18 protein-coding genes and 1 riboswitch are annotated in these 13670 nt (G+C 71.0%); of the genes, 7 read left to right on the top strand and 11 right to left on the bottom strand.

The window, feature by feature from the left end; all coding sequences use genetic code 11:
* Nucleotides 1-77: 77 nt before the first annotated feature.
* The 8 genes from ACWBNA_RS19685 to ACWBNA_RS19650 all read right to left on the bottom strand — a co-directional run bounded on the left by ACWBNA_RS19685 (nucleotide 78) and on the right by ACWBNA_RS19650 (nucleotide 7209).
* Complete coding sequence (locus tag ACWBNA_RS19685) at nucleotides 78-1673, bottom strand: alpha/beta hydrolase (RefSeq protein ID WP_482705732.1); 1596 nt, start codon at nucleotides 1671-1673, stop codon at nucleotides 78-80.
* Between the two features lie 141 nt (nucleotides 1674-1814).
* Complete coding sequence (locus ACWBNA_RS19680) at nucleotides 1815-2540, bottom strand: urease accessory protein UreD (RefSeq protein WP_482705869.1); 726 nt, start codon at nucleotides 2538-2540, stop codon at nucleotides 1815-1817.
* Between the two features lie 23 nt (nucleotides 2541-2563).
* Nucleotides 2564-3253, bottom strand: a complete 690-nt coding sequence (ureG, locus tag ACWBNA_RS19675; protein ID WP_482705731.1) for an urease accessory protein UreG — start codon at nucleotides 3251-3253, stop codon at nucleotides 2564-2566.
* Between the two features lie 162 nt (nucleotides 3254-3415).
* Nucleotides 3416-4090, bottom strand: coding sequence for an urease accessory protein UreF (locus ACWBNA_RS19670; protein ID WP_482705730.1), 675 nt, complete (start codon nucleotides 4088-4090; stop codon nucleotides 3416-3418).
* Between the two features lie 13 nt (nucleotides 4091-4103).
* Nucleotides 4104-5825 (bottom strand): urease subunit alpha, encoded by a 1722-nt coding sequence (locus ACWBNA_RS19665; protein WP_482705729.1) that lies wholly within the window; start codon nucleotides 5823-5825, stop codon nucleotides 4104-4106.
* Nucleotides 5818-6129 (bottom strand): urease subunit beta, encoded by a 312-nt coding sequence (locus ACWBNA_RS19660; protein WP_217242036.1) that lies wholly within the window; start codon nucleotides 6127-6129, stop codon nucleotides 5818-5820. The genes ACWBNA_RS19665 and ACWBNA_RS19660 overlap by 8 nt, the downstream gene beginning before the upstream one ends.
* Before the next feature lie 14 nt (nucleotides 6130-6143).
* Nucleotides 6144-6446, bottom strand: coding sequence for an urease subunit gamma (locus ACWBNA_RS19655; RefSeq protein ID WP_010988499.1), 303 nt, complete (start codon nucleotides 6444-6446; stop codon nucleotides 6144-6146).
* An 88-nt stretch (nucleotides 6447-6534) separates the two neighbouring features.
* Complete coding sequence (locus ACWBNA_RS19650) at nucleotides 6535-7209, bottom strand: TetR/AcrR family transcriptional regulator (RefSeq protein WP_482705728.1); 675 nt, start codon at nucleotides 7207-7209, stop codon at nucleotides 6535-6537.
* Nucleotides 7210-7327: 118 nt separating this feature from the next.
* Here ACWBNA_RS19650 and ACWBNA_RS19645 point away from each other — a divergent pair, with 118 nt between their 5' ends.
* The gene (locus ACWBNA_RS19645) at nucleotides 7328-8341 is read left to right on the top strand and encodes an ABC transporter permease (RefSeq protein WP_482705727.1); all 1014 of its coding nucleotides are present in this window, start codon (nucleotides 7328-7330) and stop codon (nucleotides 8339-8341) included.
* 94 nt (nucleotides 8342-8435) lie between these two features.
* Here the strand turns inward: ACWBNA_RS19645 and ACWBNA_RS19640 are convergent, their stop codons facing one another.
* Entirely contained in the window at nucleotides 8436-8714 is a 279-nt protein-coding gene (locus ACWBNA_RS19640; RefSeq protein WP_482705726.1) for a type II toxin-antitoxin system Phd/YefM family antitoxin, read from the bottom strand.
* 63 nt (nucleotides 8715-8777) lie between these two features.
* On the opposite strand from ACWBNA_RS19640, the gene ACWBNA_RS19635 reads away from it, so the two are divergent.
* From ACWBNA_RS19635 to ACWBNA_RS19620, 4 genes are all read left to right on the top strand, one after another.
* Nucleotides 8778-9413, top strand: a complete 636-nt coding sequence (locus tag ACWBNA_RS19635) for an ATP-dependent Clp protease proteolytic subunit (RefSeq protein WP_482705725.1) — start codon at nucleotides 8778-8780, stop codon at nucleotides 9411-9413.
* A gap of 7 nt (nucleotides 9414-9420) precedes the next feature.
* Nucleotides 9421-9726, top strand: coding sequence for a hypothetical protein (locus ACWBNA_RS19630; RefSeq protein WP_482705724.1), 306 nt, complete (start codon nucleotides 9421-9423; stop codon nucleotides 9724-9726).
* 414 nt (nucleotides 9727-10140) lie between these two features.
* Nucleotides 10141-10274, top strand: a riboswitch (cyclic di-AMP (ydaO/yuaA leader).
* Between the two features lie 3 nt (nucleotides 10275-10277).
* Nucleotides 10278-10751, top strand: coding sequence for a C40 family peptidase (locus ACWBNA_RS19625; RefSeq protein ID WP_383867068.1), 474 nt, complete (start codon nucleotides 10278-10280; stop codon nucleotides 10749-10751).
* Between the two features lie 159 nt (nucleotides 10752-10910).
* Entirely contained in the window at nucleotides 10911-11474 is a 564-nt protein-coding gene (locus tag ACWBNA_RS19620) for a DUF6328 family protein (RefSeq protein WP_482705723.1), read from the top strand.
* A gap of 47 nt (nucleotides 11475-11521) precedes the next feature.
* On the opposite strand, the gene ACWBNA_RS19615 is transcribed toward ACWBNA_RS19620, so the two are convergent.
* Entirely contained in the window at nucleotides 11522-11980 is a 459-nt protein-coding gene (locus ACWBNA_RS19615) for an ATP-binding protein (RefSeq protein ID WP_482705722.1), read from the bottom strand.
* Nucleotides 11981-12193: 213 nt separating this feature from the next.
* Here ACWBNA_RS19615 and ACWBNA_RS19610 point away from each other — a divergent pair, with 213 nt between their 5' ends.
* Nucleotides 12194-13054 (top strand): helix-turn-helix domain-containing protein, encoded by an 861-nt coding sequence (locus tag ACWBNA_RS19610; RefSeq protein WP_482705721.1) that lies wholly within the window; start codon nucleotides 12194-12196, stop codon nucleotides 13052-13054.
* Nucleotides 13055-13063: 9 nt separating this feature from the next.
* A complete protein-coding gene (locus tag ACWBNA_RS19605) occupies nucleotides 13064-13294 on the top strand; it encodes a DUF397 domain-containing protein (RefSeq protein WP_482705720.1) in 231 nt (76 codons plus the stop codon).
* A gap of 65 nt (nucleotides 13295-13359) precedes the next feature.
* Here the strand turns inward: ACWBNA_RS19605 and ACWBNA_RS19600 are convergent.
* A partial coding sequence (locus ACWBNA_RS19600; protein ID WP_482705719.1) for an aminotransferase class I/II-fold pyridoxal phosphate-dependent enzyme occupies nucleotides 13360-13670 on the bottom strand: 311 nt, incomplete at its 5' end.

The raw sequence follows: 13670 nt of genomic DNA, 5'->3' as shown, positions 1-13670 counted from the left end.
CGAGGCGCGCCCCACGCCCTACTTGTGAAGGGGGGGGGGGCCGTGGGCGCCGCCCCGCCCCCTTCTCCGTGTACCGGTTACGGCTTCGGCGTCGCGTGCGGTCCGCACGTCACGTCGGCACCGTCCAGCTTGCCGGTGAGCAGATAGGCGTCCACCCGCTGGTTGATGCACGGGTTGACCAGGCTGGTCACGCCGTGGGAGCCCGCGTCCTTCTCGGTGATCAGGCGGGAGCCCTTGAAGCGCTTGTGCAGTTCGACGGCGCCGCCGTACGGGGTGGCGGCGTCATGCTCGGACTGCACGATCAGCACGCCCGGCAGGCCCTTGCCGGTCTTCACGTTAACCGGCGTCTGCTGCTTGACCGGCCAGGTCGCGCACGGCAGGTTCATCCACGCGTTGGACCAGGTCAGGAACGGGTAGTCCTGGTGCAGCCTCGTGTTGTCCCGGTCCCACTTCTTCCAGCTGGTGGGCCACTTGGCGTCGGTGCACTCCACGGCCGTGTAGACGGCGTTGCCGTTCTCCGAGGCGATGTTGCCCGCGGTGTCCGACAGGTCGGGGGCGGCCGCGTCGACGAGCGCCTGGGTGTCGCCCGCGAAGTACTTGCTGAACACGGTGGCGACCGGAATCCACGACGAGTCGTAGTACGGGGCGCCCGTGAAGAAGCTGAGCAGCTCGGCCGGGCCGACGACCCCGCCGATCGGGTTCTTCTTCGCGGCGGCACGCAACTCCAGCCACTTCGCCTGGACTTCGGCCCGCGTGGCGCCGAGGTGGAAGACGGCGTCGTTGGCGGCGACCCAGTCCTGCCAGTCCTTCCAGCGGCCCTCGAAGGCGACGTCCTGGTCGAGGTTGGCCTCGTACCAGATCTTCTCCCGCGACGGGTTGACGACGCTGTCGACGACCATGCGCCGGACGTGGCCCGGGAACAGGGTGCCGTAGACCGCGCCGAGGTAGGTGCCGTAGGAAACACCCAGGTAGTTGAGCTTCTTCTCGCCGAGCGCGGCGCGGATGACGTCCAGGTCGCGCGCGGTGTTCGGCGTGGTCATGTGCGGCAGCATCTCGCCGCTGCGCTCGTAGCAGCCCTCCGCGTACTCGCGGGCCAGCTTGCGCTGGGCGAGCTTGTCGGCCTCGGAGTCCGGCACCGGGTCCATCTTGGGCGCCTTCACGAACTCCTGCGGGTCGGCGCAGGAGATGGGCGCCGACTTGCCGACGCCGCGCGGGTCGAAGCCCACGAAGTCGTACGCCTTGGCCGTGTTGGCCCACACCGGCGCCTTGGTGGTGACCCGGCGCGGGAAGCGCAGGCCGGAACCGCCCGGTCCGCCCGGGTTGTAGATGAGGGCGCCCTGACGCTCCTCCTTGGTGCCGGTGTTGCCGATGCGGTCGACGGCGAGCTTGATCTGCTTGCCGTACGGCTTGGCGTAGTCGAGCGGCACGGTGACATAGCCGCACTGGATCGGCTTCTCCAGGCCCCAGTCGGCCGGGCAGTCCTGCCAGTCGATCCCGGTCTTCGCGGCCTTGGCGGCGGCGATCGTGGCACCGCGGGCCTCCCGGTCCTGGCCGTGGCGGGTGGCCGCGCCGGCGGTGGGGGCCGTGACCGCGCCGGCTAACAGGGTCGCCGTGACGAGCACTCCTGCCGTACCGAACGCCGTCGCCCGCCTCGTCGCTCTCTTGTCCCTCAAGTGGGGCCTCCCCGTACGTCGTTGCGAGTGGTACGGGGATCCTCGCGGCTGTGAGCTCCCTGAGAACAGGGGTTGTTGACCTTCTTTGCCAATCCGATAACCGGACCGGGGCGTTCGCTCGGCGGATCAGGGCCATCCCTCTCAACCGAGGGACGTCAGCGCCTCGTCCAGGACCCGCCGAAGCTTCAGCGCGTCCGGCGCCACGGCGGTCACCAGGGCGGCGGGCCCAGCGAGCGGGACGATGGCGGCACCCTCCCCCAGCACCCGCGCCGCCACCGGTTCGCCCGCGAACTCCGGGCGCACGACGACGACTTGACCGACGGCCCGATGCCCCGCGAGCACCGCGGGCCCGTCCCAGCCGCCCGGTGCGCCGGGCCCGCAGGACAGCTCCTGGTCCAGCAGGGTGCGCCCCGCGACCCGGACGACCAGGCGGCTGCCGAGCCGCCCCGGCTCCTCGCCGGACCGCCCGAGCACCTGCTCCTCGCGCAGCACGAGCCGGGCCGTCGCACCGAGTTCGACGCGGGTCGTGACGTACAGGTCGCTGCCCTGCGCGCAGATCAACTGCTCGGGCAGCCACTGCAGTTCGCCGCCGTCGGCGACGGTGAGCCGGACGTCGTAGCGGGACTCGCCCTTGGCCTGGCCGGGCAGCGCGATGGTGGCGGCGGCCGACCCGACGCGCAGCCGGGCCCCGGCCTCCACCTCGGCCTCCACCGTGAAGTGGTCACCGCCGAGCGGCCCGCTCATCGCACCGACGATCATGACGTGCGCCTGGCTGCCGATTCCCCGGGTGCGGCGCAGCGCCAGCGGCCCCTCGCCCTCCAGGACGGGCAGGGACGTGCCGCCGCGGCCGTCGTCCCGGGCGAGCATCCGCGCGGTGGCCCGTACCCCTGTCACGGCCGCGGTCCCGCCGTCCACGCGGCGAGCTGCGCCCGCACCCAGGCGGCGACGTCCCGCACGCCGGTTTCGGTCCTGAGCGACTGGAAGACGACCGGCAGTTCCGCTCGCTGCGCCTTGGCGTCTGCCGCCATCCGGGCCAGGTCGGAGCCGACGTACGGGGCGAGGTCGGTCTTGTTGACGACGAGGAGGTCGGCGGTGGTGACGCCCGGGCCGCCCTTGCGCGGAATGTCGTCCCCGCCGGCGACGTCGATCACGAAGATCTGCGCGTCGACGAGCCCCCGGGAGAAGGTGGCGGTGAGGTTGTCGCCACCGGACTCGACGAGGATCAGGTCCAGGGGGCCGACCTCGTCCTCCAGATCCTCGACCGCTTCGAGGTTGGCGGAGATGTCGTCCCGGATCGCGGTGTGCGGGCAGGCCCCCGTCTCCACGGCGGTGATCCGCTCGGGCGGCAGCACGGCCTCCCGGAGCAGGAACTCGGCGTCCTCGCGCGTGTAGATGTCGTTGGTGACGACGGCGAGGGACAACTCCTCGCGCAACGCCCGGCAGAGCGCGGCGACGGTGGCGGTCTTCCCGGACCCCACGGGCCCGCCGAGCCCGATCCTCAGCGCGCGGTGCGAGCCGTCGGGGCGGTGGGCGTCGGCGCTGACGGCGGCGGGGCCGTCGTGGGAGTGGTCGAGGTGCATGGGGGCGGCTCCAGAAATTCGAGGCGGGCGGTGCCTTTTCAGCGCGGTCCGGCACCACTCAGCCCGTCCGGCGTTTGAGGACGAGGCCGTTCAGGCCGATACGGGGGTCTGGGGGGCGAAGCCCCCAGGGACGGGACGGGAAGGGGCGGCGGGGCGAAACAATCAGGACGCGAACAACCGGACCCCCCAAGCGGCGTGCACCTCCGCGCTGATCTCCAGCAGCGGAGCGGACGCCGCGGGCAAGGCATCGACACCCTCGTCGACCACCTTCCGAGCCGCCTCCACCGCCTGATCCGCGACACGATCCAGCTCCGGCGCCAGCCGCGCCAGCGCCCGGGTCGCGTCGAACGGGTCCAGACTCAGCAACCGCACCGTGGCCGACGCCGGTCCGCTGACACTCTCGTACGCCGCGCAGTAGGCGGCGTCCAGAGCCCCCACCCCCGCCGCCCGCGCCGCGACCCCGAGCACCACCGGCTGGTGCGCCCCCTTGGGGAACTGCCGTGCCAGGACGTCGAGTTCCTCCGACGGCCAGGTGGCCCGGGCGGCCCGCATCAGCTGGCGGCCCAGCTTGCGCGCGGCGACCCGCAGCGCGGGGGACGGTGTCCGCGCGTCGGCGGCCGCGTCCAACTCCCCCGGGTCGACTCCGAGTACGGCCGCCGCGGCGAGCGACGCGGAGACGCGCCCGGCCGTGTGCAGCCGCCCCCGGCAGAAGTCCTCCAGGCTCGCGGCGCCGGTGACGCGCCCGGCCTTGACGGCCGCCTCGGCACCGCCGGAGTGGGCGTGCCCGCCGGCGGGGAAGCGGCCGTCGGCCAGGACGAGAAGTGCTGCTCGTGACATCGGATCCGTGCCGTCAGAAGAGGAAGTAGCGCTGGGCCATGGGCAGTTCCGCGGCCGGAGTCGCCTCGACCAGTTCCCCGTCGATGTGCACGGCGAAGCTGTCGGGATCGACCTGGACGCGGGGCCGCGCGTCGTTCTCCCGCATGTCGGCCTTGGTGACCCCACGCGTCGACTCGATGGCGACGAACCTCTTGCCGAGCTGGAGTCGCTCCGGCAGCCCGTCCTCGATGGCGAGCGGCGCCACGAAGTTGAAGGAGTTCGACGCCGGCGCCCGCCCGATCGCACCGAACATCGGACGCGGCAGGATCGGCTGCGGGGTCGGGATGGAGGCGTTGGCGTCGCCCATCTGCGCGTACGCGATCTGCCCGCCCTTGACGACGAGGTGCGGCTTGACCCCGAAGAACGCGGGCTCCCACAGCACGAGGTCGGCGAGCTTGCCGGTCTCGACCGAGCCGACCTGGTGGGCGAGGCCCTGCGCGACGGCCGGGTTGATGGTGTACTTGGCGACATAGCGACGTACCCGATGGTTGTCCGCGCGTCCGTCGCCCGGCAGCGCGCCCCGCCGTCGCTTCATCACATGGGCCGTCTGCCAGGTCCGCATGATGACCTCACCGACGCGGCCCATGGCCTGCGCGTCGGAGGAGATGATCGAGATGGCGCCCAGGTCGTGGAGGATGTCCTCCGCGCCGATCGTCGAGGGCCGGATCCGGGACTCGGCGAAGGCGAGGTCCTCCGGGACGGCCGGGTTGAGGTGGTGGCACACCATCAGCATGTCGAGGTGTTCCTCGGCGGTGTTGACGGTGAAGGGGCGGGTCGGGTTCGTCGAACTCGGCAGTACGTGCGGCTCGGACACCACGGTCATGATGTCCGGCGCGTGCCCGCCGCCCGCGCCCTCGGTGTGGTAGGCGTGGATGCCGCGTCCGGCGATCGCCGCGAGCGTGTCGCCGACGAATCCGGCCTCGTTCAGCGTGTCCGTGTGGATCGCGACCTGGATGCCGGTGCGGTCGGCGACGGTCAGCGAGGCGTCGATGACGGCCGGTGTCGAGCCCCAGTCCTCGTGCAGCTTGAGGCCGAGGGCGCCGCCGCGGATCTGGGACAGCATCGCCTCGTGGGAGACGGTGTTGCCCTTGCCGAGGAGGCCGAAGTTGACCGGGTACTCCTCCATCGCCTCCAGCATCCGGGCCAGGTGCCAGGGGCCGGGCGTCACGGTCGTCGCCTTCGAGCCCTCGGCGGGGCCGGTGCCGCCGCCGATCAGCGTCGTGACACCCGAGGACAGCGCCTCGTCGGCGATCTGCGGGCAGATGAAGTGGACATGCGCGTCGATGGCGCCGGCGGTCAGGATCCGCCCGTTGCCGGCGATGATCTCGGTCTCGGGGCCGATGACCAGGTCGGGGTGGATGCCGTCCATGGTGTCGGGGTTGCCGGCCTTGCCGATGCCGGTGATCCGGCCGTCGCGGATGCCGACGTCGGCCTTGATGATCCCCCAGTGGTCGATGATCACAGCGCCGGTGATCACCGTGTCCGGGGTGCCGTCTGCGCGCGTAGCACGCGACTGGCCCATGGACTCGCGGATGACCTTGCCGCCGCCGAAGACGGCCTCGTCACCGGCGAGCCCTGGACCGCCGGAACGATCCTCCTCGATCTCGACGAGCAGGTCGGTGTCGGCGAGCCGGATGCGGTCGCCGGTGGTGGGGCCGAACAGGTCGGCGTACGCGGCACGCGAGATCTCAGGCATCGAGGGCACCTCCGGTCTCCCCGCGCAGTCCGGGCACCACACGGGCGCCGGTGAGCGGGACGAGTTCGACGTCGACGGGGATCCCGGGCTCGAAGCGTACGGCGGTGCCGGCGGCGATGTTGAGCCGCTTGCCGTGTGCCGCGGCGCGGTCGAAGTCCAGGCCGGGGTTGGCCTCGGCGAAGTGGTAGTGGGAGCCGACCTGGACGGGCCGGTCGGCGGCGTTGAGGACGGTCAGCGAGGTGACCTCGCGACCCTCGTTGTAGACGATCGGGCCTGAAGCGAACAGGATCTCTCCGGGAATCACGGCGGCTCCTCCCGTCAGACGATCGGGTCGTGGACGGTGACGAGCTTGGTGCCGTCCGGGAAGGTCGCCTCGACCTGGACGTCGTGGATCATCTCGGGGATGCCCTCCATGACGTCGTCGCGGGTGAGCAGCTTGCGCCCGGAGGACATGAGCTCGGCGACGGTGCGGCCGTCACGCGCGCCCTCGAGGATGTGCGACGTGATGAGCGCGACCGCCTCGGGGTGGTTGAGCTTCAGCCCGCGGGCCCGGCGCTTCTCGGCCACGTCGGCCGCCACGTGGATCAGCAGCCTCTCTTGCTCGTGCGGGGTCAGTTGCACGTCCCACCTCACAGTCCTCGCTCCGGACCGTGCGGGGTCCGGCTGCCGCAGCCCCTGGGCAAAGTCCCTGGTGGCATGGACCGGCAGGCTAGTTGGACGGGGTTTCAGGCACGTTAACCGAGCTGTGATCCGTTGCGGCCTCTTCCGGGGGCACCGACATGCTCATCAACGCGCGTAGGCCGTTCTGGAGGACCTCGACCGGGGCGGCCCCCAGCAGCGGCTGCTGCGCGACGAACCCCTGGACGGCCGCGACCATGGTGCGCGCGACATGCTCGGCGGGCAGGTCCGCCCGCATCATCCCGGCCGCCTGGTACGCCTCGACGACCCGCACCCAGGCCTCGGCCACCGCGGCGTATCCGTCCCGCAGGGCGATAGCCAGCTCGGCGCTGCGCAAGGTCTCCGCCCACACCTGGATGACCAGCCGCGGGAAGGCCGGTTCGCCGTCCACGGTCAACGACGCCCGCACGGCGAGCGTCCGGCTCAGGACCGATCCGACCAGGAGGTCCGGCGGCTGCGGCGGGCTCTGCTTCGCGGCCTCCTCGAAGGCCTCACGGACCTCCCCGAGCACTTCGCCGACGATCGCGGCGATCAGTTCCTCCTTGCCGCTGAAGTAGCGGTACACCGCTCCGGCCGAGAGGTCGGCCTCCTTCAGCACGTCCTGCATGGACGTGGCATGGAAGCCGTTGCGGGCGAAGCAGAGGGCCGCGCCGTCGAGGATCTGGCGACGGCGGGCGTCGAGGTGTGCCTGGGATACGCGGGCCATGATGGACAAAGTAGAACGAACATTCCTTCTTGACAAGGAGCGATCCCGGCGAGACCGTGTGGGCATACCTAAAACGAACGATCCTTCTTTTTACTTCCTCCGTCCGGAAGGGAACTCCATGACCGCCACATCCGCCACCCCCACCAGGGCTCCCGCGCGCCGCGTGATCGCGGTCGTCGTCCTCGTCCCCCTGCTCGCGGCGCTCGCCCTGTGGGCCTTCGTCTGGCCCGCGGCCCGCACCGCACCCCGCGACCTGCCGCTCGGAGTCGCGGGGCCCACCGCCGCGACGGCCCAGATGGAGAAGCGACTCGCGCAGCGGGAAGGCGCGTTCGAGATCCACCGCTACGCCGACGAGGCCGCCGCCCGGGACGCCGTCGAGGACCGGACCGTATACGGCGCGGTCGTGGTCACCGCCCAGGGCACGGAACTGCTGACCGCCTCCGCGGCGAGCCCGTTCGTGGCCCAGTTGCTCCAGCAGACGGTGACCGCGCAGGCCGCCGCCTCGGGTGCGCGGGTCGAGACGGTCGACGTGGTGGCGGCCCCGCAGGCGGACCCACGGGGCTCTGCGCTGAACGCGAGCGTACTGCCGCTCGCCCTGGCCGGCATCGCGGCGGGGTCGGCGGTCACCCTGCTGGGACTGCGCGGCTTCCGCGCCGCCGGCGCACTGGTCGGGGCCACGGCCCTGATCGGCGTGGTGGCCGCGGCCGTCTCGCACAGTTGGCTCCACGTGCTCACCGGCAACTGGTGGGTGGAGGCGGGGACCCTCGCCCTGGCGACCCTGGCCGTGAGCGCGACGGTGGCCGGTCTGGCCGCCCTTGTGGGCCCTGCGGGCATCGGGATCGCCGCGGGCGTCGTGATGCTGTTGGGCAACCCGTTCTCCGGGGCGGTCAGCGCGCCGCAGATGCTGCCCGAGCCGGCCGGCACAATCGGCCAGTGGCTGCCGCCGGGCGCGGGGACGACCCTGCTGCGCTCGGTGTCGTTCTTCGACGGGGCGGCTGCGACCGGTCCCGCCCTCACACTGGCCTGGTGGGCCGCGCTGGGCCTGGGCGCCGTACTCCTCGGCGGTGCCCTCAGAACCCGTGCGCGGCGGGCCGACCCCGCGTCCGAGCGGGAACCGGTGGCCGTCGGCTGACCGGCCGGCCGCGCCGGTCCGACCGTGCACCCCCGCTGCGGCGCAGGGGGTGCACGGTCTTGTCGTGCCCCCCTGCCGTGCGCCCCGGAGCCCTCTAGGAGGCTCCGGGCCCCCGGTGGTGTGCCGCGATACCGAAGCGCTGCTGTTCGCGGGAAGCGGACGCCGCCTCGCGGACCGAGGAGACCGCGCTGACCACCTGCTCCTGCGACGGCTCCTTGAGTTCCTCCAGCCGTTCGAGGTCGGCGGCGGAGACCAGGGCGACAAGGGGTTTGCCGTGGCGTGTCACGACCACCCGCTCACCGCCGTACACCACCCGGTTGATCAGGTCGGCGAGTTCAGCCCTGGCTTGCGTCACCGGAATCTCATAGGCCATACCCCCATCATAACGTCACGTACACCCTGTACATTTTTTACAGACGCCGAAGGAGGGGCTCTCATGACCCGACCGTCCGCCCGCCATGTCCTGCCCGAGTTCACCGAACGCACGAGTTCCGGTGCGAAGACGATGGATCCGTACTCGAAGCTGCTGGAGGAACGGATCGTCTTCCTCGGGACACCGATCGACGACGTCTCGGCGAACGACGTGATGGCCCAGTTCATGCACCTGGAGTACCAGGACCCGGACCGCGACATCGTGCTGTACATCAACTCCCCCGGCGGCTCGTTCAGTTCGATGTCGGCGATCTACGACACGATGCAGTACGTCCGTTGCGACGTGGAGACGACGTGCCTGGGGCAGGCCGGCTCGTCGGCCGCCGTACTGCTGGCCGCGGGGACGCCCGGGAAGCGGAGCCTGCTGCCGGGCGCGCGCGTGGTGATCCACCAGCCCGCGGTGTCCGAGCCGATGCGGGGGCAGGCGAGCGACCTGGCCATCCACGCCGCCGAGTTGACCCGGGTGCGGTCCCGCCTGGAGGAGCTGCTCGTACGGCACACCGGGCGCAGTCCGGAGCAGGTGAACGCCGACATCGAGCGGGACAAGATCTTCACCGCGCAGGAGGCGCTGGAGTACGGACTGGCGGACCGGATCATCCCGAGCCGCAAGGGCTCGCCTCCCGCTCCCGGCCAGGGGTGAGCCAGAGATGCTGCCCGATCTGCCGCCGCTGCCCGCCCTGACACGGGCCGAGGGCGAACTGATCGACCGTTACCTCGACGTGGTCGACCTGCTCGGCCGGATCAACCCGGCCCGCTCCGGCGACACGTACAGCGGGCTGCGGGCCGCGCAGGCCCTGGTCACCAAGGCGGTGGAGCTGCGGGACGCGCTGGCGCTGATGCACCGTCGGGGAGAGAGCGAGGTGCACGCCGACACGCTGGCGCGTGCGCTGCGCGTCCTGGACGGGGAGCGCCGCACGGCTCGCGTCATGCTGCCGCCGACAGCCGACAGTTGACGCCGCCCCAGCCGTTCCGGCACGCCGCCCTCTGACGGAGCGTCCGGGGCCGTGTCGAAAGGGACCAAACGGCGTACCACCATTTGGAGTACTTGCGCGTCCATTTACAGGCCCGGTGCGGTTGCGCAACGCGCGTGGTCCCACGGCGGAATGAGTTGTTCCGGTGCTGGTCCGAGGGTCCTCGGGTTTCTCGACACCCCCTCGAACACAGGGGTGTCCACCCGAACGGGTGAGTGGTGAGTAACACCACAAACCCTCGGTTCCGTTGGGATTTTCGGACATCGATGAGCCAAGATCCCTGTCTGACGACAAGACCCCGCCACAGCGGCGGGGCGATCCGGGCGGACGCCGAGTCCTGCCGCTGCCCGGATGACCGGTCGACAGAAGTGGATCGGCAGGAGTGGAGGACCCAAGCACGACGGGTCGCCGGAACGGTCACGCCATGACCGGGTCGAGCAGCCCTTGGGGTGAAGCCGCAGCAGCGGCCGGGCAACTTCGCCAGCCCGAATCCGACAGGTCATCCTTCACAGGCGGCTGACGAAGGGTTGCGCATGACTGCGCTCAATCGTGTCCCGTCGCTCATGGTCCGGGCCGGCACGGCCTCGGCCCTCACCATCGCCGCGGTGAGCGGCTCCGTCGTGGTTCCGGGTGTCGCCTCCGACGCCGCGGCCGCCACGCCGGCGACGAAGGCACTTCAGATCGCCGCGTCCAAGAAGGGTTCCCCGTACAAGTACGGTGCCACCGGACCACGCCGCTTCGACTGCTCCGGGCTCACGCTGTACTCGTTCAAGAAGGCGGGCAAGAAACTCCCCCGCACGGCGGCCCAGCAGTACAACAAGACGCACCACATCTCCTCGAAGAGCCGCAAGGCCGGGGACCTGGTGTTCTTCCACTCGGGTTCGAGTGTCTACCACGTAGGCATCTACGCCGGGAAGGGGAAGATCTGGCACGCCCCGAAGACCGGGGACGTGGTGCGACTGCAGAAGATCTGGACGAAGAGCGTCTGGTACGGCCGGGTCAAGTAGGCCCACCCGCGAGGGGGGCGACGGCGACCTGACCCGCCGCCGCCCTCTTCCTGGGCTCTCCGAGCCTTTCGGGGCTCTTCGGGGCTCTCGGGGCTCTTCGGGGCTCTTCGGGGATCCCCAGGGTGCGTGACACGGGCTGAGATGGTTACTCGTTCATCCATGGCCGACCACAGTCCCTGCACCGCACGCAACGAGACCCCGCTGGAGCGCGCCGACCGCAATTTCGGCGAACTGCTCCAGGAACTGCGCGTGACCCAGACCGGGGTGCAGATCCTCTTCGCCTTCCTGCTGACCCTGGCCTTCACGCCGCGCTTCCCGTCCCTCGACACGGTCCAGCGCACCACGTACGTCGTCACGCTGCTGCTGGCGGTCCTCGCGGCGGCGCTGTTCACCGCGCCCGCCGCCCTGCACCGCTCGCTCTTCCAGAAGGGCGCCAAGGCCCGCATAGTCCAGGTCTCCTCACGGCTTGCCACCCTCGGCATGGGGGTGCTGGTGTTCGCGTTCACCGGGTCGGTGCTGCTCGTGGTGGACGTGACGACCGGCCGGGCCGGTGGCCTGACCGCCGGCGGGGCGACCCTGCTCGTGTGCCTGGGGCTGTGGTGGCTGCTCCCACGACTGGTGCAGCGGGCCGTGCGGGCCGACGCGGACCGGTCAGCCGTCAGGCCGCCCGAAGTCGCGCGAGGAGGAGCACCGCACCGGGAGCTGTCGGCGCGCCGCCGGTGACCTGCTGACCCGCTCGACGACCGGGGCCGTCGTGGAACACGGCGTGCCTACGGCTCCTGCTGCCCCGCCGCCGGAACCGGCTCGGCCGGTACGGACCACGGCACTTCGATGGAGACGGTCTTGCCTCCCTCGCGGGTGGGCCGCACTCTGAGCTTGCCGCCGCACTCGGCGGTCAGCCAGCGGATGATCACCATGCCGCGGCCGTTGTCCTGCTGCACGGCGGCGGGCAGTCGTTTCGGAAAGCGCGGGTGACTGTCGGTTACGCCGATGCGCAGGTGTTCGTCACGGTCGAGCGCGATGTCCACCGTGAAGGTGGGCGACTGGCCGAAGGTGTGCTGTACGGCGTTGGTGGCGAGTTCGGAGACGATGAGGCGGATGGTGTCGGCCGCTTCCGTGCCCGCCGGCAGACCCCACTCCGCCAGGGTGGTGAGCACGTAGGAGCGGGCGACGGAGACCGAGGCTGGATCGCTCGGCAGAGTGACGGATGATTCCAGATGGTCTGCCATGACGACGTCGTCCCTTTCCCACGGGACCGCAGTCCGACGCGAAGGCGGAGGTTCGAGTACGGTCCCGGACTGGTGCTTCGCCGCCAGAGTGCCATTACCGGGGCGGTCACGGGTGGCGATCCACCAAGATGTGCATATATCTGTCGCTCGAAGCGGTGAACTCTGCGACGACAGACCGTATTTGGGTGCCTCGGTTGGACTAAGGAGTAACCCATGCAGCACGGTCCCGCGGTGCGCCGCCGGAAGCTGGGCGCCGAACTGCGTGCGCTGCGCACCGGTGCGGGGCTCACGAGTGGCCAGGCGGCCCGGCTGGTGGGCTGGCACCAGTCGAAGGTGAGCCGGATCGAGACCGGCGCGAGCGGGGTGAAACCGTCCGATGTGCGGTTACTCCTCGACGCCTACGGGGTGCACGACTCCCAGCCGCGCGAGCTGCTGCTGGCGTTGGCGGGCTCCGACGAGAGCGGCGGGCGACACCACTGGTGGCACGCGTACCGAGGCGTACTGCCGCCGACCTACCGGGACTTCATCAGCCTGGAGTCGCAGGCCAGCACGATGCGCACGCTGGAGACCTCGGTGGTGCCGGGGCTGTTGCAGACCCCGGAGTACGCACACGCGGTGACGAAGGCCGCGGTGGACGGGCTGGACGACGAGAAGCTGGACGCCCTGGTCGAGGTGCGCCTGGCCCGGCAGGACGTGCTGCGCTCGCATCCGCCTCTGGAGTTGAGCGCCGTCCTGGACGAGGCGGTGCTGCGGCGGGAGGTCGGCGGCCCCGGCATCATGGCGCGGCAGCTGACGCGACTGGTCGAGGCTGCTCGGCTGCCCCAAGTGCGGTTGCAGGTACTGCCGTTCGCGGCCGGCGCGCATATCGGCGTCACCGGGCCTTTCGTTATCTTCTCATTTTCGCGCACTTCTGATCTGGATGTGGTTGTTCTCGACCACTTGACGAGTAGCCTCTACCTCGAACGGAAAGAAGACCTCCAGGCCTACACGGAGGCCTTCAACGCCCTTCAGTTCCACGCCCTTTCGCCCAAGGACTCGTTGGACTACATCGCCGCGACAGGTGACGGCGCGTAAGGAGGCACCATGTCCGTACTGCCTCGGGACGTACCCTCGATTACCGAACTGCACGGCCTGCGATGGCTGCGCAGCAGTTACAGCACGGGAGCGAACAACTGCGTCGAGACCGCCCGGCTCGTGGCCGGGCGCTCGGCCGGACTGCTCGCCGTGCGCGACTCGAAGAACCCGGCCGGACCCGCGCTGCTCTTCTCCCCCGAGAGCTGGGCGGGTTTCACGGCCGCGGTGCACCACATCTGACCGTTTCCGCCCGAGCGCGACGCCCGGCCGTGCCGCCCCCGTAGGCGAACGAGCCATTCAGCGCCTCACGGTCGCGCCTCGCCGATCACCCGTACAGCGCGTTCGATCTGCCCGTCGGAGAGGTCCGCGCGGGCGGTGAGCCTCAGCCGGGAGATGCCGTCGGGCACGGAAGGAGGACGGAAGCAGCCCACGGCCAGCCCCCGCGCACGACAGTCGGCCGCCCAGCGCACGGCCCCCTCCGGGGACGGTGCGCGCACGGAGACGACCGCGGCGTCCGGACGCACCGCCTCCAGACCCGCGGCGCTCAGGCGTGCGTGCAGGTCGGCGGCGACCGCGCGGGCCCGCGCCGCCCGCTCCGGCTCGCGGCGCAGCAGGC

The organism is Streptomyces sp. Q2, from assembly GCF_056820935.1.
Note: the sequence above shows the minus strand (reverse complement) of the source record. Positions and strands in the feature narration are given on the sequence as shown.

Bases quoted from the DNA above. Each gene is read 5' to 3' on its own strand.
- ACWBNA_RS19665 (WP_482705729.1), bottom strand. From the start codon at position 5,825: ATGCCTGAGATCTCGCGTGCCGCGTACGCCGACCTGTTCGGCCCCACC.
- ACWBNA_RS19610 (WP_482705721.1), top strand. From the start codon at position 12,194: ATGCAGCACGGTCCCGCGGTGCGCCGCCGGAAGCTGGGCGCCGAACTG.
- ACWBNA_RS19625 (WP_383867068.1), top strand. From the start codon at position 10,278: ATGACTGCGCTCAATCGTGTCCCGTCGCTCATGGTCCGGGCCGGCACG.
- ACWBNA_RS19645 (WP_482705727.1), top strand. From the start codon at position 7,328: ATGACCGCCACATCCGCCACCCCCACCAGGGCTCCCGCGCGCCGCGTG.
- ACWBNA_RS19680 (WP_482705869.1), bottom strand. From the start codon at position 2,540: ATGCTCGCCCGGGACGACGGCCGCGGCGGCACGTCCCTGCCCGTCCTG.
- ACWBNA_RS19615 (WP_482705722.1), bottom strand. From the start codon at position 11,980: ATGGCAGACCATCTGGAATCATCCGTCACTCTGCCGAGCGATCCAGCC.
- ACWBNA_RS19605 (WP_482705720.1), top strand. From the start codon at position 13,064: ATGTCCGTACTGCCTCGGGACGTACCCTCGATTACCGAACTGCACGGC.
- ACWBNA_RS19630 (WP_482705724.1), top strand. From the start codon at position 9,421: ATGCTGCCCGATCTGCCGCCGCTGCCCGCCCTGACACGGGCCGAGGGC.
- ACWBNA_RS19620 (WP_482705723.1), top strand. From the start codon at position 10,911: ATGGCCGACCACAGTCCCTGCACCGCACGCAACGAGACCCCGCTGGAG.
- ACWBNA_RS19635 (WP_482705725.1), top strand. From the start codon at position 8,778: ATGACCCGACCGTCCGCCCGCCATGTCCTGCCCGAGTTCACCGAACGC.
- ACWBNA_RS19640 (WP_482705726.1), bottom strand. From the start codon at position 8,714: ATGGCCTATGAGATTCCGGTGACGCAAGCCAGGGCTGAACTCGCCGAC.
- ACWBNA_RS19650 (WP_482705728.1), bottom strand. From the start codon at position 7,209: ATGGCCCGCGTATCCCAGGCACACCTCGACGCCCGCCGTCGCCAGATC.
- ACWBNA_RS19670 (WP_482705730.1), bottom strand. From the start codon at position 4,090: ATGTCACGAGCAGCACTTCTCGTCCTGGCCGACGGCCGCTTCCCCGCC.
- ureG (WP_482705731.1), bottom strand. From the start codon at position 3,253: ATGCACCTCGACCACTCCCACGACGGCCCCGCCGCCGTCAGCGCCGAC.